18 protein-coding genes are annotated in these 18,907 nt (G+C 70.6%); 4 read left to right on the top strand and 14 right to left on the bottom strand.

Going from position 1 to position 18,907, the window contains the following annotated elements:
• Positions 1–34: 34 nt before the first annotated feature.
• Positions 35–439: a LysM peptidoglycan-binding domain-containing protein gene (locus NS354_RS03365; protein ID WP_058593212.1), complete on the bottom strand. Its 405-nt coding sequence runs from the start codon at positions 437–439 to the stop codon at positions 35–37.
• A gap of 262 nt (positions 440–701) precedes the next feature.
• Here NS354_RS03365 and lexA point away from each other — a divergent pair, with 262 nt between their 5' ends.
• The 3 genes from lexA to lipA all read left to right on the top strand — a co-directional run bounded on the left by lexA (position 702) and on the right by lipA (position 3,098).
• Entirely contained in the window at positions 702–1,367 is a 666-nt protein-coding gene (gene lexA / locus NS354_RS03360) for a transcriptional repressor LexA (protein ID WP_058593200.1), read from the top strand.
• A gap of 91 nt (positions 1,368–1,458) precedes the next feature.
• Positions 1,459–2,136, top strand: a complete 678-nt coding sequence (gene lipB, locus NS354_RS03355; RefSeq protein WP_058593199.1) for a lipoyl(octanoyl) transferase LipB — start codon at positions 1,459–1,461, stop codon at positions 2,134–2,136.
• Positions 2,133–3,098, top strand: a complete 966-nt coding sequence (gene lipA / locus NS354_RS03350; protein ID WP_058593198.1) for a lipoyl synthase — start codon at positions 2,133–2,135, stop codon at positions 3,096–3,098. The genes lipB and lipA overlap by 4 nt, the downstream gene beginning before the upstream one ends.
• Positions 3,099–3,101: 3 nt before the next feature.
• On the opposite strand, the gene NS354_RS03345 is transcribed toward lipA, so the two are convergent.
• From NS354_RS03345 to hflX, 4 genes are all read right to left on the bottom strand, one after another.
• Positions 3,102–4,004, bottom strand: a complete 903-nt coding sequence (locus NS354_RS03345) for a methylenetetrahydrofolate reductase (RefSeq protein WP_058593197.1) — start codon at positions 4,002–4,004, stop codon at positions 3,102–3,104.
• Positions 4,001–5,209 carry a hypothetical protein gene (locus NS354_RS03340; protein WP_241490322.1) on the bottom strand — a complete coding sequence of 403 codons (1,209 nt, stop codon included), beginning with the start codon at positions 5,207–5,209 and terminating at the stop codon, positions 4,001–4,003. Before NS354_RS03340 ends, NS354_RS03345 begins: the two co-directional genes overlap by 4 nt.
• On the bottom strand, positions 5,206–7,527 hold the full coding sequence (gene metE, locus NS354_RS03335) for a 5-methyltetrahydropteroyltriglutamate--homocysteine S-methyltransferase (RefSeq protein WP_058593196.1): 2,322 nt from the start codon (positions 7,525–7,527) through the stop codon (positions 5,206–5,208). Before metE ends, NS354_RS03340 begins: the two co-directional genes overlap by 4 nt.
• Before the next feature lie 130 nt (positions 7,528–7,657).
• Complete coding sequence (hflX, locus tag NS354_RS03330; RefSeq protein WP_241490321.1) at positions 7,658–9,271, bottom strand: GTPase HflX; 1,614 nt, start codon at positions 9,269–9,271, stop codon at positions 7,658–7,660.
• Positions 9,272–9,366: 95 nt separating this feature from the next.
• On the opposite strand from hflX, the gene NS354_RS03325 reads away from it, so the two are divergent.
• A complete protein-coding gene (locus NS354_RS03325; RefSeq protein WP_058593195.1) occupies positions 9,367–9,990 on the top strand; it encodes a class I SAM-dependent methyltransferase in 624 nt (207 codons plus the stop codon).
• Between the two features lie 24 nt (positions 9,991–10,014).
• Here the strand turns inward: NS354_RS03325 and dapF are convergent, their stop codons facing one another.
• From dapF to NS354_RS03280, 9 genes are all read right to left on the bottom strand, one after another.
• The gene (gene dapF / locus NS354_RS03320; RefSeq protein WP_058593194.1) at positions 10,015–10,896 is read right to left on the bottom strand and encodes a diaminopimelate epimerase; all 882 of its coding nucleotides are present in this window, start codon (positions 10,894–10,896) and stop codon (positions 10,015–10,017) included.
• A 10-nt stretch (positions 10,897–10,906) separates the two neighbouring features.
• Positions 10,907–11,833, bottom strand: a complete 927-nt coding sequence (miaA, locus tag NS354_RS03315; protein WP_058593209.1) for a tRNA (adenosine(37)-N6)-dimethylallyltransferase MiaA — start codon at positions 11,831–11,833, stop codon at positions 10,907–10,909.
• Positions 11,834–11,871: 38 nt separating this feature from the next.
• Positions 11,872–13,437, bottom strand: a complete 1,566-nt coding sequence (miaB, locus tag NS354_RS03310) for a tRNA (N6-isopentenyl adenosine(37)-C2)-methylthiotransferase MiaB (protein ID WP_058593193.1) — start codon at positions 13,435–13,437, stop codon at positions 11,872–11,874.
• 96 nt (positions 13,438–13,533) lie between these two features.
• Positions 13,534–14,451, bottom strand: a complete 918-nt coding sequence (locus tag NS354_RS13525) for a regulatory protein RecX (protein WP_058593192.1) — start codon at positions 14,449–14,451, stop codon at positions 13,534–13,536.
• Between the two features lies 1 nt (position 14,452).
• Entirely contained in the window at positions 14,453–15,565 is a 1,113-nt protein-coding gene (gene recA, locus NS354_RS03300) for a recombinase RecA (protein ID WP_058593191.1), read from the bottom strand.
• A gap of 265 nt (positions 15,566–15,830) precedes the next feature.
• A complete protein-coding gene (locus NS354_RS03295; protein WP_058593190.1) occupies positions 15,831–16,052 on the bottom strand; it encodes a DUF3046 domain-containing protein in 222 nt (73 codons plus the stop codon).
• A gap of 104 nt (positions 16,053–16,156) precedes the next feature.
• Positions 16,157–16,477 carry a helix-turn-helix domain-containing protein gene (locus NS354_RS03290; protein ID WP_010156636.1) on the bottom strand — a complete coding sequence of 107 codons (321 nt, stop codon included), beginning with the start codon at positions 16,475–16,477 and terminating at the stop codon, positions 16,157–16,159.
• 207 nt (positions 16,478–16,684) lie between these two features.
• Entirely contained in the window at positions 16,685–17,443 is a 759-nt protein-coding gene (locus NS354_RS03285) for an amino acid ABC transporter ATP-binding protein (protein WP_058593189.1), read from the bottom strand.
• Positions 17,440–18,873 (bottom strand): amino acid ABC transporter substrate-binding protein/permease, encoded by a 1,434-nt coding sequence (locus NS354_RS03280; protein WP_058593188.1) that lies wholly within the window; start codon positions 18,871–18,873, stop codon positions 17,440–17,442. The genes NS354_RS03285 and NS354_RS03280 overlap by 4 nt, the downstream gene beginning before the upstream one ends.
• Positions 18,874–18,907 lie beyond the last annotated feature (34 nt).

The raw sequence follows: 18,907 nt of genomic DNA, 5'->3' as shown, positions 1-18,907 counted from the left end.
GCGGGGCGGCCGAGCGTGCGCTCGCACTCCGAGCTCACGCGCCGAGTTCGTCTCCCGACACCACGAGGGGGTTGTCGGAGTAGCGCAGGGGAACGGCGATCGCCTCGCCCGCCTGCACCGACGAGTCATCGAGCTGATTCAACTGAACGATCTCGGTGATGAGGTCGCGCGGGTCGGCGGAGGGGTCGAGATCACTCGCGAGCGACCAGAGCGAACTGCCGGGCTGCACCACGACGTACTCGAACTGCTCTCCGTTCGGTCCTTCCCCGGACGCCATCGCCTCAGGAGCGGCGAGCGACGCGATGAGGGCGAGCACGCCCGCGACGAGGACCGTCGCGAGGGCGCCGAGCACGATGCGCCCGCGGCGCGTCAGGCGGAGTGCGCCCGAGGCGTCGTTCGTCTCCCGTGAATCCTGGCCCTGAATCGCTGCTGCGCTCATGATGACATCCCTTTCTCGTGCGAGGCCGCTGCGGGCATCGCCCGCACCGAACATCTGTTTCGAATATATATTCGATGACTCGAAACTGCAACCGGTTCTTCGAACGGATGTTCCGTTATTTTCGGCGACACTCGAACGTATGTTTGCCCGTGTTCGAACGACACGGCTAAGGTTTCGATCAACGGGATCACTGAATCAGCACCCACCGACATTCATGGATCGCGCCCCCTCCGCATCGCCCTCAGGGCTAGAAAGGACAGCGATGAGCGACGCAGCCGCGCCCCGATCCGCCAAGCCGCTGAGCGAGAAGCAGCAGGCCATCCTCGAGTGCATCGCGCGCTCCGTCGAGAGCCGCGGGTACCCGCCGAGCATGCGCGAGATCGGCGACGCGGTCGGCCTCTCCTCGCTGTCGAGCGTCACCCACCAGCTCAGCCGCCTCGAGTTGGGCGGCTACATCCGGCGCGACCCGAATCGCCCCCGCGCGCTCGAGATCCTGGTCGAACTCGCCTCCACGTCGGCCGCGATCGCCGAAGCACCGGCCGAGCGCCCCGAGGAGGCCGCCTACGTGCCGCTCGTCGGTCAGATCGCCGCGGGCGTGCCGATCACCGCCGATCAGCAGGTGGAGGAGATCGTGCCGCTCCCCCGCACCCTCGTCGGCGACGGTCAGCTGTTCATGCTGCGCGTGGTCGGCGACTCGATGATCGACGCCGCGATCTGCGACGGCGATTTCGTGGTGATCCGCCAGCAGCGCGAGGCGGAGAACGGCGACATCGTGGCAGCCATGCTCGACGGCGAGGCCACCGTCAAGGTGTTCCGACGGCGCGATGGCCACACCTGGCTCCTGCCGCGCAACAGCGCATTCGAGCCGATCCTCGGAGACCACGCCGAGGTGCTCGGCCGCGTGGTCGCGGTGTTCCGGTCCGTCTGAGCACGCGCACCGCCGCTCGTCGACGCGGACCGACGGGCAGTTCCTCGGTCGCCGTTTGATTTGTTGAACCGAGTCCATCTAAGGTGGTCGCATGAGCGCGATCACCTCGGCAGCACCGCCCGAGCTTCTTCCCACAGCGACCGTCGTCCCGGGGCTCTCCCCCGATCTGGTGCCCTATGCGCGCGGGCTCGCACTGCAGGCGAGCGCCGTTGCGAGACTCGAACGCGGAGCAGACCGCGGAACCGTCATCATGCTCGAGCACGAACCGGTCTTCACGGCCGGTCGGCGCTCCGACCCCGCGGAGTACCCTGCGGATGGGAGCCCCGTCGTTCCCGTGGACCGCGGCGGGCGGGTCACCTGGCACGGTCCGGGGCAGCTCGTCTGCTATCCCGTGATCCGACTCCGCCGTGGGGCCGGCGTCGTCGATCTCGTGCGGGCGCTCGAGACCGCGATCATCGCCGCCATGTCCGACCTCGGGCTGACGGGCACTCGAGTCGAGGGGCGTTCCGGGGTGTGGGTGCAGCGCGAGGAGGGGCCGGCGAAGGTCGCCCAGATCGGCCTTCACGCTCGCGCCGGCATCATCACGCACGGCATGGCCGTGAACTGCTGCAACGACCTGGCCCCGTTCGCCGCGATCGTGCCGTGCGGGATCCGCGACGCCGGGGTGACGACGCTGACCGCGATGGCGGGGCGCCGCATCACGCCGGCGGAGTTCGCCCCGCTCCTCGAGGTCCGCCTCGCCGCCGCGATCGCGGAGCTCGTCGCGTGAGCGCCCGACGACTCCCGTCGACGGGCGCGCGACCCGCACCCGAGGGTCGACCGCTCCTCCGCATCGAGGCGCGCAACGCCGAGACGCCGATCGAGCGGAAGCCCGCATGGATCAAGACGCGCGCGAGGCTCGGCCCCGAATACCGCGAGGTGCGCGACCTCGTCGAGCGCGAGGGGCTGCACACCGTGTGCCAGGAGGCGGGGTGCCCGAACGTGTTCGAGTGCTGGGAGGACCGGGAGGCGACCTTCCTCATCGGCGGCTCGATCTGCACGCGTCGCTGCGACTTCTGCATGATCTCGACGGGCAAGCCGCTCCCGCTCGACCGCGACGAGCCGCGCCGCGTCGCGGAGTCGGTGCGCACGATGGGGCTGAGGTACGCGACCATCACCGGGGTCACCCGCGACGACCTCCCCGACACCGGGGCGTGGCTCTACGCGGAGACCATTCGCCAGATCCACGAGCTGAACCCGGGCGCCGGGGTCGAGGTGCTCGTGGACGACCTCGGCGGCCGCCCCGAGGGCCTCGCCGAGGTGTTCGCGGCGGCGCCGGAGGTATTCGCCCACAACCTCGAGACGGTGCCGCGCATCTTCCGGCGCATCCGCCCGGGCTTCCGCTACGAGCGCTCGCTCGGCATCATCGAGCGCGCCCGCGACGCCGGCATGATCACGAAGTCGAACCTCATCCTCGGCATGGGCGAGACCCGTGCCGAGATCTCCGAGACGATGGTGCAGCTGCGCGACGCCGGGTGCCGTATCCTCACCCTCACCCAGTACCTGCGTCCCTCCGCGCTGCACCACCCGATCGACCGTTGGGTGCACCCCGACGAGTTCGCGGAGATGCAGCTGGAGGCCGAGGAGCTCGGGTTCTCGGGCGTGCTCGCCGGCCCGCTCGTGCGCTCCTCCTACCGCGCCGGCCGCCTGTGGGCGCAGGCGACCGGCGCGGGCGGCCGCGCGGGTCGGTGAGCGCTACACCGGATCCGGGGTGAGCAGGCCGAGCTCCCGCAGCACTGCGAGCACCTGCTCGTGCCGGTTGAAGGTGTACAGGTGCACCGATGGGGCACCCCCGTCGAGCAGCTCCCTGGCCAGCGAGACCGTGTGCTCGACGCCCAGCTCGGGCGCGTAGCCGCCCTCCGCGTCCAGTGCGCGGGTGAGCTCCGCGGGCGCGGGCCGGCCGGCGAGCGAGGCGACCTTCCGCAGCTGGGCGCTGGTGGAGACCGGCATGAGGCCCGGCAGCACCGGGATCGTGAGCCCCGCCGCGCGCGCCTCCTCGACGAACGACAGGTACTCCTCGGCCCGGAAGAAGAGCTGCGTGATCGCCAGATTCGCGCCCGCCTCCTGCTTCGCGACGAGCCAGTCGACGTCCTCCGAGCGGGAGCGGGAGAGCGGATGGCCGTTCGGGTAGGCGGCGACGGCGGTGCGGCCCACGCTGGTCAGCGGCGGGCGCTCGGCCCGCGCCTCGGAGATGAGGCGCACGAGCTCCCATGAGCTCATCGAGCCCGCGACGCGTGCATCGCCCTCGTCGAGCCCCCGCGGCGGGTCGCCGCGCAGTGCGAGGAAGTCGTGCACGCCCGCGTCCATGATGGCGTGGATCGCGGCGCGCACGGCCTCGTGCGTCTCCCCCACGGTGGTGAGGTGCGCGAGCGGAAGCGCATCGGTGTGGTCGCGGAGGTACGCGACCAGATCGAGCGAGGCGTCGCGGTTCGATCCGTTCGCACCGTAGGTGACCGAGATGAAGTCGGGATCGGCGGCGGAGAGATGCTGCACGGCGTGGCCGAGAGCGAGTGCGGCCGCGCCCGAGCGCGCCGGAAACACCTCGAACGAGAAGCGGGCGCGCGTCGCCGCGCGGGCGGGGAGCAGGAACGAGTTCATGCGCCGCTCAGCTCCTGCTGCGCGAGACGCGTGCCGCGCACGCGTGCGGCGATCTTCGCGAACGCCACATCGCGCGCGAAGTCGGGCGATCCGTGCTTCGGCTTCTCGTCGATGAGGTACGGGGAGAACCCGCAGTCGTCCGTCGAGCCGAGCAGCTCGACCGGGATGAACCGTGCCGCGCGCACCAGCTGATCCCGCACCTCCGCCGCGGTCTCGAGCTTCGGGCTGGTCGGATCGGTGACGCCGAGCAGCACGCGCGGCGGCGCCGCCGATGTGCGCGCGCGCTGCCGCAGCTGACGCCCCACGAGTCGAGCCACGCGATCCGGCTCCTTCTCGCTCGCGGCCTGCACCAGGAAGTACCCCGCCTCGATCTGGAAGAGCTCGGGGATCAGCGCGGCGTAGTCGACATCGGCGCTGTGCGCCGAGTCGTGGTCGTTGCCGGGGCACGTATGGACGCCCACTGCGGAGCGGTGCTCGGGGGCGAGCTCCGCGAGCACGCGGTTGATGAGATCGATGAATCCGCTCAGCGCCTCCGGGCCCGCCCAGGGAGCGCGCAGATCGCGGCGCAGCGCGAGCCGCCCCTCCGTGAAATCGATGCTGACGCGGGAGGCGCCGGCGGCGAAGCTGCGCCGGATATCCTCGCCGCACCCGGCTACGACGTCGTCGAGGAACGCATCGCGGGAGTAGTCGCCCAGTCCCTCCGCGGGCACCATGAGCGACAGCATCGATGGCGAGACGACCGCCTGCTTCAGCGGCAGACGGGTGAGCGGCCGTGCGGCCGCGACGTCGTCCGCCGCCCACGAGCGGAACCGGAAGGGGCCCCGCGCGAGGCTCGGGATCACGCGATGGTGCCCGTCGGCGAACACCGCGAACACCGGGCCCTCGCGCACGTCACCCGCGAAGGAGGTGCCGAGCGGGTAGCTGGAGAAGCTCTGCCTCCGCTGCTCCCCGTCGCTCACGAGGGGCGAACCGGTCTCCGCGAATCTCGCGAGGGTGTCGCGCACGGCGCGATCCTGCGCGTCGCGCAGCGTCTCCGCGTCGACCAGGCCGGTCTCCGCGTCGAGCACCGCGCGCTGCAGGCTCGCGGGCCGCGGCAGACTGCCCACCGCCTCGGTCGGCAGCTCGTCGTCGCGCCACGCTCCGCCGCCCCCGGCGGGAGGGGTCGCGCCCGCGGCCCCCGCCCCACGACCGTCGGGCGCGCTCACGCGCCCGCGCGCACCGCACGAGCTGCGTGCACCAGGTTCGTCAGGCTCGCCACGGTCTCCTCGTATCCGCGCGTCTTGAGGCCGCAGTCGGGGTTCACCCAGAGCTGCTCGCCGGGGATGCGCGCCGCCGCGATCCGGATCAGCTCCTGCTGCTCCTCGACGCTCGGCACACGAGGCGAGTGGATGTCGTAGACGCCCGGGCCGATGCCGCGCGAGTACCCGTGCGCTCCCAGCGGTTCGACGACGTCCATCCGGCTGCGGGCCGCCTCGATGCTCGTGACGTCGGCGTCCAGCCCGTCGACGGCGTCGATGATCTCGCCGAACTCCGAGTAGCAGAGGTGCGTGTGGATCTGCACGCCGGGGGCCGCGCCGCTCGTCGCGAGGCGGAATGCGCCCACCGACCAGTCGAGGTACGCCGCCTGCCGGTCGGCGTCGAGGGGCAGCAGCTCGCGGAGCGCCGGCTCGTCCACCTGCACGATCCGGATGCCCGCATCAACGAGGTCGTCGATCTCGTCGCGCAGGGCGAGGGCGACCTGCGACGCCGTGTCGGCGAGCGGCTGGTCGTCGCGCACGAAGGACCAGGCGAGGATCGTGACGGGGCCCGTGAGCATCCCCTTCACCGGCCGGTCGGTGAGCGACTGGGCGTACGCCGACCAGGCGACCGTCATGGGCGCCGGGCGGGAGACGTCGCCCCACAGGATCGACGGGCGCGTCGCCCGCGTGCCGTACGACTGCACCCAGCCGTGCTCCGTGACCGCGAACCCGTCGAGCAGCTCCGCGAAGTACTGCACCATGTCGTTGCGCTCGGCCTCGCCGTGCACGAGCACGTCCAGGCCGATCTCCTCCTGCAGGCGGATCACGCGGGCGATCTCGGCGCGCAGGAACTCGTCGTACTCCTCCTGCCCGAGCTCGCCGCGACCGAACGCGGCGCGCGCGCGACGGATCTCGGCGGTCTGCGGGAACGAGCCGATCGTGGTCGTGGCGAGCTCGGGGATGTCGAGCGCCTGCTGCGCGGCGCGGCGCTCCTCCTCGTCGGCCCGCTCGCGATCCGCCCCCGCGACGGCGTCGACTCGGGTGCGCACGTCGTCCACCCGCACGCCCGCGGTCTGCGCGCGCGCTGCGAGGATCGCGTCGACCGCGGCGAGCTCGCTCTCGATCGCGGCGGCTCCCTCGGCGAGCCCCCGGGCGAGGATCACGACCTGTTCGACCTTCTGGTCGGCGAAGGCGAGCCAGGAGGCGAGCTCGGCGTCGAGCCGGGTCTCGTCGCGCACGTCGTGGGGAACGTGCTGCAGGCTGTTGGAGGTGGTGGCGGCCGTCGCGATGCCGGCGCGCTGCAGGCGCTCGAGCGCGCCGAACGCCGCGCGCAGATCCGTCTTCCAGATGTTGCGCCCGTCGACGACTCCCGCGAGGAGCTGCGTGTCGGCGAAGGCCGCGGCGAGCTCGCCAGAGGCGAGCTCGGCCTCGGGGAGCGAGCCGCGCACGAGGTCGGCCTGCACCGCTTCGACCGGCAGCGCGCCGAGCCGCGCGAGCGCCGACGAGGCGTCGCCGTAGGGCGCGGTCAGCAGGATGCGGGGGCGATCGGCGGTCGCGCCGAGCGCCGTGTAGGCCCGGGCGACGAGTTCCAGCGTCTGCTCACGGGGAACCGGCAGGGAGTCGGAGACGAGCGCGGGCTCGTCGAGCTGCACCCACTGCGCGCCCGCACCCGCGAGCGCGGAGAGCAGCTCTCCGTACACGGCGACGACCTCGTCGAGGCGGTCGATCGGCTGGAAACCGGCAGCGGCTTCGTCGGAGGCCTTGGCGAGCAGCAGGTAGGTGACCGGTCCGACGATCACGGGGCGCGATGCGATGCCCTGCTCGGCGGCCTCGGCGAGCTGGGCGACGAGCTGAGCGGGATTCGCCGCGAACGGGGTGCGCTCGTCGATCTCGGGCACGCTGTAGTGGTAGTTCGTGTCGAACCACTTGGTCATCTCGAGCGGCTGGTGGTCGCGGTCGCCGCGAGCGAGCGCGAAGTAGGTGACGAGATCGCTGCCGGCGATGTCGGCGAAGCGCTGCGGAACGGCGCCGAGCGCCAGCGTCGCGTCGAGCACCTGGTCGTAGAAGCTGAAGCTCTCGGGCACCGCGCCGCCCGCCGCCGGGAGGCCGAGCTCGACGAGGTGCGCGCGGGTGCTCGCGCGCAGTTCGCGCGCGGTCTGCTGCAGAGCCGCCTCGTCGCTCTGCCCCTTCCAGTAGGATTCGATCGCCCGCTTCAGCTCGCGGCGGCGCCCGAGTCGCGGGTATCCGAGAATCGTCGCGGTGGGCAGATGCGTCGTTGCGGTCATGGCCGTCCTTTTCGTGGGAACTCAAGGATCGCAGCAGGCGCTGCTCCCCGTGGAACTCCCCCAAGGTATCCAGCGGAGGCGCATGCGCGGTGCGATGTTGCTCCCTGTTACCCGGACACCCTCGCACTGCTTATGACAGGTATTGCTCCAGCTTCGACGCCGTCTCCGCCGTGACGTACGCCCGCACTCGCGTACCCGTCTCCACGTACTCCGTCTCCAATACACGGTTGCGCTCGTGGAGCTCTGCGACGAGCTCGCCGCGGTCGTACGGCACCACGACCGTGATCTCGCGATCCGGCACCGGCAGCGCGGCGTCGATCCGGCGCTTCAGCTCCTCGATGCCCTCCCCCGTGCGCGCCGAGACGAACACGGCATCGGGTACGAGGCCGTGCAGCACCAGCCGCTGCGAATCGTCGAGCAGATCAGCCTTGTTGAACGCCACCAGCTCCGTGATGTCCTGCGCCTCGACCTCGGCGATCACGTCGCGCACCGTGCGCAGCTGCGCCTCCGGATCCGGGTGGGAGCCGTCGACGACGTGCAGGATCACCGACGCGTCGCCCACCTCCTCGAACGTCGAGCGGAACGCCTCGACCAGCTGATGCGGCAGGTTGCGCACGAAGCCGACCGTGTCGGCGTACGTGAAGCGGCGCCCGTCCTCGGTCTCGCCGTGCCGGATCGCCGTGTCGAGCGTTGCGAACAGCTGGTTCTGCACCAGCTCCTGCGTGCCCGTGAGGCGGTTCAGCAGACTCGACTTGCCGGCGTTCGTGTACCCGGCGATCGCAACCGAGGGCACCTCCCCGCGCTTGCGGTTCGCGCGCTTCGCCTCGCGCGCCGGAGCGAAGCCGGCGATCTGCTTGCGCAGCTTCGACATGCGGATGTGGATCTTCCGGCGGTCGAGCTCCATCTTCGTCTCACCGGGGCCGCGCGATCCCATCCCCGCGCCGCCCGAGCCGACCTGGCCGCCCGCCTGACGCGACATGGACTCGCCCCAGCCGCGGAGGCGCGGCAGCAGGTACTGCAGCTGCGCGAGCTCCACCTGCGCCTTGCCCTCGCGGCTCTTCGCGTGCTGGCTGAAGATGTCGAGGATCACGGCCGTGCGGTCGATCACCTTCACCTTCACCACGTCCTCCAGCGCGCGGCGCTGGCTCGGCGCGAGCTCGGTATCGGCGATCACCGTGTCGGCCCCCACCGCGGCCACGAGCTCGGCGAGCTCCTGCGCCTTTCCCTTGCCCAGGTACGTCGCCGGGTCGGGGTGCGCACGCCGCTGCAGGAGGCCGTCGAGCACGCGCGCGCCCGCGGTCTCCGCGAGCGCGGAGAGCTCGCGCAACGAGTTCTCCGCGTCCTCGGCGCTCCGCTGCGAGTAGACGCCGATGAGCACGACGTTCTCGAGTCGCAGCTGCCGGTACTCCACCTCGGTCACGTCTTCGAGCTCGGTCGAGAGCCCGACGACGCGCTTCAGCGAGGCGCGATCCTCGCGCTCCATGCGGATCGCGTCGAGATCGCCCTCGAGCCGGTCGTGGTCTGCGTCGCCGAGCGCCTGCGCGCCGCTCGTCAGATCGCGGATCACGGTCGCCGAGCCGGCGCCCGCGGCACGGGCGAGCACCCGGTCGAGGGGGTCCGCAGGAGCGGGGTCGGAGTTCGCCGGGGAGGTCGTGCCCGGGGTCGTGGCTGCGCGATCGAGTGCGTCTTCCCCGACGGCGTCCTCGATGGCGATCACTGCATCGTCTGCGTTCTGCTTCTTCATCTGGAGGCAAGTCTACGCGGCGCGCGCCCGGGCGCGTCGGCCGTTCGCCGTGGGCGCAGCCCGCCGGGCGGGCGGCGGCCTGGGATACTGGTGCGGTGACCCAGCACTACTTCTCCGAATCCCCCGGCGGCGAGCTCCGGCCCCGCGAGGTCGAGGTGGAGCTCGCCGGCGCTCCGCGCACCGTGGTGACGGCAGGCGGCGTGTTCAGCCCCGATCAGCTCGATCGCGGCACCGCGATCCTGTTGCGCGCGCTCCCGGAAGCCGACGATCTCGGACCCGCTGGAGGCGCTCCGCTGCTCGACGTGGGCTGCGGCTGGGGCGCGATCGCGCTCGACGCGGCGCTCGCGCAGCCCGAGCGCGAGATCTGGGCGATCGATGTCAACGAGCGGTCGCGCGAGTTGACGCGGATGAACGCGGAGCGGCTCGGCCTCGCGCACGTACGGGTCGCGTCGCCCGACGAGGTGCCCGACGGGCTCGAGTTCGGCGAGATCCGCTCGAATCCGCCGATCCGCGTGGGCAAGGACGCGCTGCACGCGATCCTGCGCCAGTGGCTCCCCCGGCTGCAGGCGGGGGGCGTCGCGCACCTCGTGGTCGCGAAGCACCTGGGCGCCGACTCGCTGCAGCGCTGGATCGCGGCGGAGTTCGCCGATCTCGTCGTCGACCGCCCGTCTCGCGACAAGGGCTTCCACATCATCCGAGCGAGCCGCGCGGAGCGGTAGGCGCTGCGCCCGGCCCGGTCGCCCTCAGGCGTCGGGGAGCTCGATCTCGCCCGAGTACACCAGCTCCGCGGGGCCGTTCAGCGACACGTGCTCGCCCTCCTCCGTGGGGAACATGCGCACGGCGAGCCGGCCCCCGGGTACATCGACGCGCCAGTGGTTCGGCATGCCCGCGCCGCCCCAGTGCCGGAACGCGAGCGCGGCCGCCGCCGTGCCCGTGCCGCATGACAGGGTCTCGCCGACTCCCCGCTCGTGCACGCGCATGCGGATGCGCGCCACCCCGTCCTTGACCAGCGGGTCCTCCGGCACGACGAACTCGACGTTCGCGCCCTGCTCGGCCACGGGCTCGAGCGCGGGCTCGCGGTGCAGATCGAGGCCGTCGAGCTCCGCCGGGTCGGCGAGCGCGGCGACGACGTGCGGGTTGCCGAGATCGATGCCGAGCCCCGGTCGAGCCACATCGAGGCCCTGCGCGGCGACGAGGCGATCCTCGGCGAGACGCCAGCGCCCGAGATCGACGGTGTACCCGGAGACGCCGGCGAGCACGTCCTTCACCCCGGCCCGCGTCGCGATCGGCAGCGTGTCGCGCCGCTCAGGGGCGACGAGGCCGCGAGTGATCAGATAGTGCGCGTACACGCGCACGCCGTTGCCGCACATCTCGGCCGGCGTGCCGTCCGCGTTCCAGTAGTCCATGAACCACTCGGCGTCGGGCTCCTCGACGAGGCACGCCGCCCCCTCCGGAATGGAGCGGGAGCGCACCGCGCGGATCACACCGTCGGCTCCGACGCCGAACCGGCGGTCGCAGAGGAAGCGGACCTGCTCGGGGGTCAGCTCGCGCTCGCCATCGGGGTCGGTGAACAGCACGAAATCGTTGCCCGTGCCATGGCCCTTGGTGAACGCGAGGGTCGTCATGGCCCCCAGTTTACGCGGGCGCTTCGCCGGCGCGCAGCCACTCCACCCCGGCATAGCGCTTGAACCAGCTCACCTGCCGGCGGGCGTATCGACGCGTGAGCACCTGGGTCTCAGCGATCGCCTCGGCCTCGGTGAGACGGTGGTCGAGCTGCGCGAGCGCCTGCGCGTACCCGATGGCGCGGGAGGCCGTGGGCCCCGACGCGATGCCCCGCGGCACCAGCGAACGCACCTCGTCGACGATGCCCGCACGCCACATCTGCTCGACGCGCCGATCGAGCCGTTCGACGAGCTCCGCACGTTCGGCGCGCACGCCGAGGAGGCGCGTTCCACCCGACTGCGGCCCGTGCCAGAGCCGCGGCTCCGCCGGCAGCGTCACCTGCGCGTCGCCCCCGAGCAGGGCAACTTCGAGCGCCCGGACGACGCGGCGCGGGTTCCGCGCGTCGACGGCATCGGCGGTGGACGGGTCGTGTGCGCGCAACCGCTCGAGCAGCGCCCCCACCCCGTCCCGCTCGAGCGCGGCCTCGAGCTCCGCGCGGAGCGCGTCATCGCGGGGAGGGAACTGGAAGTCGAAGAGCACGCTCGAGACGTAGAGACCCGATCCCCCCACGAGGATCGCGTCGGCCCCGCGCGCGTGGATCTCGCCGATGGCGGCACGGGCCTCTGCCTGATACCAGGCCACGGTGGCCTCGTCGACGGGGTCGAGCACGTCGAAGAGGTGGTGCGGGATCCCCCTCCGTTCCGCCTCCGGCAGTTTCGCCGTGCCGATGTCCATGCCGCGGTACACCTGCATCGCGTCGGCGTTCACGATCTCGGCGCGCCGGCCGGCGGCGATCAGTCGCTCGGCGAGATCGAGGGAGAGCGCGGATTTGCCCGTTCCGGTCGCGCCCACCACCGCCCAGAGGCGCGGTCGGGTGCGGTGCTCGTCGTCCGGCGTCATCGGGAGCGGGTCGCCGGCCTGCTGCCCGGCGTCCGCCGTCATCGGGTGCGCAGCGTCGGCAGCCCGAGGTTCACGACGCGCGGCGCGGGTGCTCCGGACTCGGCGGGCGCCGGGATGCCGCAGCTCTCGGCCTGGCGGCGATCCCAGGCGTCGCCCGCTCGGGTGCGTCGCACGGCGAAACGGCGCGCGCGCTCGGACGAGTCGATCGCGGAGTCGGCGATGAGGAAGTGCGGGGCGGCCGATGTGACGGCGACCGTGACGACATCGCCCGGGCGGGGCTCGTCGCCGTGCTCGGGCACCGCGAAGTGCACGAGCCGGTTGTCCTCGCCGCGCCCCGAGAGGCGGCGGGTGCTCGCATCCTTCTTGCCCTCGCCCGCGGAGACGAGCACCTCGATGGTGCGACCGATCTGCGCCTGATTCTCCTCGAGGGAGATGCGCTCCTGCAGTGCCTGCAGGAGCTCGTAGCGCTCCTGCACGACCGCTTTCGGCAGCTGCCCGTCCATGTCGGCTGCGGGGGTGCCGGGCCGGATCGAGTACTGGAACGTGAAGGCGCTCGCGAACCGCGACGCCTCGACCACGCGGAGCGTGTCCGCGAAATCCTCCTCGGTCTCGCCGGGGAAGCCGACGATGATGTCGGTGGTGATCGCGGCATGCGGGATGCGCTCGCGCACGGCGTCGAGGATGCCGAGGAACTTCTTCGACCGGTACGAGCGGCGCATGGCCTTCAGCACGGTGTCGGAGCCCGACTGCAACGGCATGTGGAGCACCGGCATCACGTTCGGCGTCTCGGCCATCGCGGCGATGACGTCCTCGGTGAAGGCGGCCGGATGGGGGCTCGTGAACCGCACCCGCTCGAGCCCGTCGATGCCTCCCATGGCGCGCAGGAGCTTGCCGAACGCCTGCCGGTCGCCGAATTCGACGCCGTAGGTGTTGACGTTCTGGCCGAGGAGCGTCACCTCGATCGCGCCGTCGTCGACGAGCGCCTGCACTTCGGCGAGGATGTCGCCGGGTCGGCGGTCCTTCTCCTTGCCGCGGAGCGCCGGGACGATGCAGAACGTGCACGTGTTGTTGCAGCCGACGGAGATCGACACCCACCCACTGGAGGCGGAGTCGCGCTTGGTCGGCAGCGTGGAGGGGAAGACCTCGAGCGATTCGAGGATCTCGACCTGCGCCTCGGCGTTGTGCCGGGCGCGTTCGAGCAGGGCGGGCAGCGACCCCATGTTGTGGGTGCCGAAGACGACGTCGACCCAGGGCGCCTTCTCGACGATGGCCCCCTGATCCTTCTGCGCGAGGCACCCGCCGACGGCGATCTGCATGCCTTCGCGCTCGCGCTTCACGCCTGCGAGGTGGCCGAGGTTGCCGTACAGCTTGTTGGCCGCGTTCTCGCGCACGGCGCAGGTGTTGATCACGATGACGTCGGCCGCCTCCGCCGAGTCCGCCGGCACGTAGCCGGCGGCTTCCAGCGACCCCGAGAGCCGCTCGGAGTCGTGGACGTTCATCTGGCATCCGAGCGTGCGCACGGAGTAGCTGCGGGGGGTGCCGTCGCGACGCATCGCCGCGGGCGACAACTGGATCTCAGTGGGTTCGACAGCGGTGAGACTCATGGGCCCCAGTCTACCGGCGACCGCGGGAGAGCCCACCGACCGCGAGCGAGCCAGGCGACCGCGAGCGAGCCAAGCGACCACGGTCGGCGGGCATCGTCACTCGAAGCGGACGCCCGAACCGCCGCGGCCGCCACGCGCGCCGCGTACCGACCCGTCGAGCGCGTCGCGCGCCGCCCGCATTGCGGGCTCGCCGGACCAGCCGCGCCGCGCCAGGAAGCCGAGCAACCGCCGTTCGGCCACCTGGCGCTCGAGCCCACCGAGTTTCGCCGCGCGATCGCGCGCGGTCTGACGCAGCAGCTCGAACTCCTCATCGGAGTCGAGCTCGCCGATCGCGGTATCGATGACGTCGCCCGGAAGCTTGCGCGCCTGCAGCTTGACGCGTATCTGCGATCGGCTCGCCCGCTTCGTGTGGCGCAGCTTCTCGGTGAGCGCTCGGGCGAGTCCGAGATCGTCGAGGTAGAGGCCGCGCGTGAACTCGTCGATCACCGTCTCGATCTCGTCGGCTCCGTGGTCGAGGCGGGCGAGCTCCTCCCGGAGCTCGCCGCTCGATCGGGCGCGGCGCCCCAGAATGCGCACGCCGTCTTCATGGGCGGTGCGCTCCGGAGCCTCGTCGGCGTCGTCCGCTTCGGGGTCGTCGATCTCGATCATCGACGCAACGCCCGAGTCGATGAGCCTGGCGAGCTCCTCGCGCGTCGCCTGACGCGCCGCGGAGCCGCCGGGCTCCCCCTCGGAGCGATCGACAGCCCGATCGGCCTCATCCGCCTCAGCAGCCTCAGCAGCCTCAGCAGCCTCAGCAGCCTCAGCAGCCTGAGCAGCCTGATCTGCCTCGCCAGGCTGTTCTGCCGCAGCGACCTGATCGGCCTCATCGACCTCAACGGCACGATTGCCGACGCGGACTGCTCCGCGCGGGTCCTGCCGGTTCAGCAGAGAGCGCAGCTCGATGACCTCGGCGAGGTCGCCCCGGTCCTCCGACCGCGATTCTTCATCGGGCGGAGGGAGAAACCGCACCGCCATCTCAGCTCGCGCGCTTCTCGGGCTCTGCGGGCGCCGACTTGGCCGGCGCCTTGGCTGCCGGCGCGGTCTTGGTCGCGGGCGCCGTCGGAGCCGCTTCCTCGGCGCCCGCCTCCTTGCGTCCGTTGACGCCGAGCTTCGTCAGGATCTTCTCCTCGATCTCCAGCGCCACATCGGGGTGGTTGATCAAGAACCGACGCGCGTTCTCCATGCCCTGCCCGAGCTGATCGCCGTCGTAGGTGAACCACGCTCCGCTCTTCTTGATCAGCCCCTGCTCCACGCCGTAGTCGATGAGCGAGCCCTCGCGGGAGATGCCGATGCCGTACAGGATGTCGAACTCGGCCTGCTTGAACGGCGGCGCCATCTTGTTCTTGACGACCTTCACCCGAGTGCGGTTTCCCACCGCATCGGCGCCGTCCTTCAGCGTCTGAATGCGACGGATATCGAGTCGCACCGAGGCGTAGAACTTCAGGGCCTTGCCGCCGGCGGTCGTCTCGGGGCTTCCGAAGAACACGCCGATCTTCTCGCGCAGCTGGTTGATGAAGATGGCCGTGGTCTTGGTCGAGTTCAGGCTGCCTGTGATCTTGCGCAGCGCCTGCGACATGAGTCGCGCCTGCAGTCCGACGTGACTGTCGCCCATCTCGCCCTCGATCTCGGCCTTCGGCACGAGCGCCGCGACCGAGTCGATGACCACGAGGTCGACGGATCCGGAGCGGATCAGCATATCGGCGATCTCGAGCGCCTGCTCTCCGGTGTCGGGCTGTGCGACGAGCAGCGCGTCGATGTCGACACCGAGCTTCTGCGCGTACTCGGGGTCGAGCGCGTGCTCGGCATCGATGAAGGCAGCGATGCCGCCGGCGCGCTGCGCGTTGGCGATCGCGTGGAGCGTCAGCGTCGTCTTGCCCGACGACTCGGGGCCGTAGATCTCGATGATGCGGCCGCGCGGCAGGCCGCCGATGCCCAGCGCGACGTCGAGCGCCACCGAGCCCGTGGGGATCACCTCGACGGGAGGCCGATCCTGGCTCCCCATGCGCATGACCGCGCCCTTGCCGAAGTTGCGGTCGATCTGCGCGAGGGCGGCTTCGAGAGCCTTCTCGCGATCTTTCGCTGCTGCCATGGTCTTGCTCCTCATCACGTGCGCGGCGTGCCGCTGGGTGTGCTGCCTGCATACTGTCTCGGCCCCGGATGGGACAGACAAGGCATCGGTGGTCGTGCGCTTCTCACCCTAGGATCAGCCACCGACATTCATGACCGGAAGCGGAGAACTGTGGGCGCGAAGGGCGACTCACCACCTGTGAACGAAGATAACACCATTCGAACACAGTTTCGAAGAATCCATCGGCGTGTCTGCAGCGGTGATCAGCGCGCCTCCGGCGGCGGCGCTATTCGCGCGGATCCGGCAGCCCCCGGCCGTGACGCCGCGCCACCGGCACGGCGAGGTCATCGCAGAGGGCCTCCCACACCTGGCGAGGCGCGACCCCGCGCTCGATCGCCTCGTTCGCGGTTCCCCCGAGCACGGCGAGCCAGTGGTCGCGCAGCAGCACGGGCGCGTAGTCCTCGCCGAACTCCGAAAGGCACGCGCGCCGGAACTCACTCAATCGCATCTCTCACACCCGTTCTCGATCCCCTGCCCGAACACGTCGAAGCGCCCGAGCCGGAGACGGCCGGGCGCTTCGGCGCCGTGTGCACGGCGCACCTCTCGAGATGCTTACGACACCAGCTCGGGGGTGAACCCCGAGACCAGCTCCGCCGGCACCGTGTCGGGAACGCGGTGCGCCATCGGGAGCGACAGACCCTCGACCACGGAGAGCCGCTCGCTCACCTCTCCCATGATCACGGAGAGCGGGGTGTCGAGCGCGTCGGCGACTGCGGCGAGGATCTCGCTCGACGCCTCCTTCTGCCCGCGCTCAACCTCGCTCAGATATCCGAGCGCAACGCTCGCCTCACCGGCGACCTGCCGCAGCGTACGACCCTTCTGCAGCCGGAAGTCACGCAGCACATCGCCGATCTCTTGACGCATGAGCACCATGTGAACCCTCCTTCACGTGCACAACCCGAGTCGTGCCTCCACCATACCCGCTCCGCGACGGGCTGTCGCTGCGGGAACGCCGACCGTTTCGGATCGCCGTACTGTGAACAACTCCGAGCTTAACCGCTGTATTCCTGAAATCTCACTGAAGTTGAGTCCGTTCGACTCAGGTTCAGCGAAGTGTCAGGAACGGTCGGTCAGAAGCGCTCACAGCACCTTCGAGAGGAACTCCTGCGTGCGCGTCTGCTGCGGGTCGCCGAACACCTGCTCGGGCGCGCCCTGCTCCACGACGGTGCCGCCGTCCATGAACACGACACGGTCGCACACCTCGCGGGCGAAGCCCATCTCGTGAGTGACCAGCACCATGGTCATGCCCGACGCCGCGAGATCGCGGATCACCTGCAGCACCTCCCCCACCATCTCGGGGTCGAGCGCCGAGGTGGCCTCGTCGAACAGCATGATCTTCGGCTCCATCGCGAGCGCGCGGGCGATCGCGACGCGCTGCTTCTGCCCGCCCGAGAGCGACGCCGGTCGGGCGTCCGCCTTCTCCGAGAGTCCGACGCGCTCGAGCAGCGACAGCCCCGCAGCCCGGGCCTCGCTCCTCGACTTCTTCCTCAGGTCGACCGGGGCGAGCATGATGTTCTCGAGCACCGTCATGTTCGGGAACAGGTTGAAGTGCTGGAACACCATGCCGATGTTCTGCCGCACCACGTTGATGTCCGCCTGCTGCGACGTGAGCTCCATACCGCTGACCACCACCGAGCCGCCGCTCGGCTCCTCGAGGCGGTTGAGGCACCGGAGCAGGGTCGACTTGCCCGACCCGGAGGGCCCGATCACGGAGACGACCTCTCCCTCCGCCACGACGAGGTCGATGCCGGTCAGCACCTCGTTGCTGCCGAACGACTTGCGCAGCCCCGCGACCTCGATCGCCGGAGTGCCCGTGTGCGTTGCCGTGTTCTCGGTCACTTGTTCACCTTCTTATCCACGATGTTCGCCAGCCAGGTCAGCAGCGTGATGACGATGAAGTACATCACGCCGACGATGATGAGCATCTCGGTCGTGCGGAAGTTCGCCGCGTAGATCTGCTGGGCCTGGTAGAGGAGCTCCGCGAAGCCGATGGTCAGCAGCAGCGACGAGTCCTTCAGCGTGATCACGAGCTGATTGATGATGGAGGGCATCGAGATCTTGGCGGCCTGCGGCACCACGACGCGCTGCATGGAACGGCCCCATCCGAGTCCCAGCGATCGAGCGGCCTCCATCTGCCCCGGATCCACGGCCTGCAGCCCGCCCCGCACGATCTCGGTGAGGTAGGCGCCCGCATTGAGCGCGAGCGTCGCGACACCGGCGAGGAACACGTTGCCGGGCGCCCCGGTGAGCTGCGGCAGACCGAAGTAGAAGAGGAACGCCCAGACGAGGATCGGGGTGCCGCGGAAGATCGAGACGTACACGGTGGCGATCCCGCGCACGATGCGCGAGGACGAGATCTTCATGAACCCGAACACGAGCCCGAGCGCCAGCGCGATGACGAACGAGACCACGGTGATCGACACCGTGTTCCAGAGCCCCTTCGAGAGCGCGGGCCAGCTCTGGACCACGAGTTCGAAGATGTTGCCGCCGCCCTGCGCAGCCTCGGAGTCGCCGAGGTACGTGTCGAGGATCTCGTCGTAGGTGCCGTCGGCCTGCAGTTTCGCGAGGCCGTCGTTGAACGCCGCGAGCAGCTCGGAGTTCTCGCCCTTCGCCACGGCGAACCCGTACTCGCCGCCCGGGATCTTCTCGGTGACGACCTTGAGTCCGTTGCCCTGGTCGATGCCGTAGGCCAGCACCGGGTAGTCGTCGAACACTGCGACCGCCGACTGGTTCTTCACCGACTCGTACATGGTCGCCGACTGGTCGAGCGCCTTCACGGTGAAGCCGTACTCCTCAGCGAGCTTCTCGGCCTCGGCGAGCCCCTCGGAACCCGACTTCGCGACCACGGTCTCGCCGGCGAGGTCGGCATAGCCCTCGATCGAGTCGTCGTTCGCGGCGACCGCCATCTGCACGCCCGATTCGAAGTACGGTTCGGAGAAGTCGAAGATCTCCTTGCGCTCGTCCGTGATGGACATGCCGGCGATGACCCCGTCGGCCTGCCCCGACTGCACGGCGGAGAGCGCGGCCTGGAACCCCAGCGAGCGGATGTCGACGCTGAACCCCTCCCGCTCCGCGATCGTGTTCATCAGGTCCATGTCGATGCCGACGAGGTCTCCGGTCGACGGATCGCGGAACTCGAACGGCGCGAAGGTCGTGTCCGTCGCGATGACGTACGTCTCCCCCTCCGCCTGAGCCGGCATGACCGCGGTCGCCGCTCCGGTTCCCAGCAGCAGCGTCGCTGCGAATCCTGCCGCGAGACCGGCGCGCACGCGAGTCCAACGTCTGTTCTTCTGCACTCTCAAT

Source organism: Leucobacter chromiiresistens, assembly GCF_001477055.1.
Taxonomy (GTDB): Bacteria; Actinomycetota; Actinomycetes; order Actinomycetales; family Microbacteriaceae; genus Leucobacter; species Leucobacter chromiiresistens_A.
The sequence above is the reverse complement of the archived record's forward strand: the minus strand, read 5'-3'. Positions and strand labels throughout refer to the sequence as shown.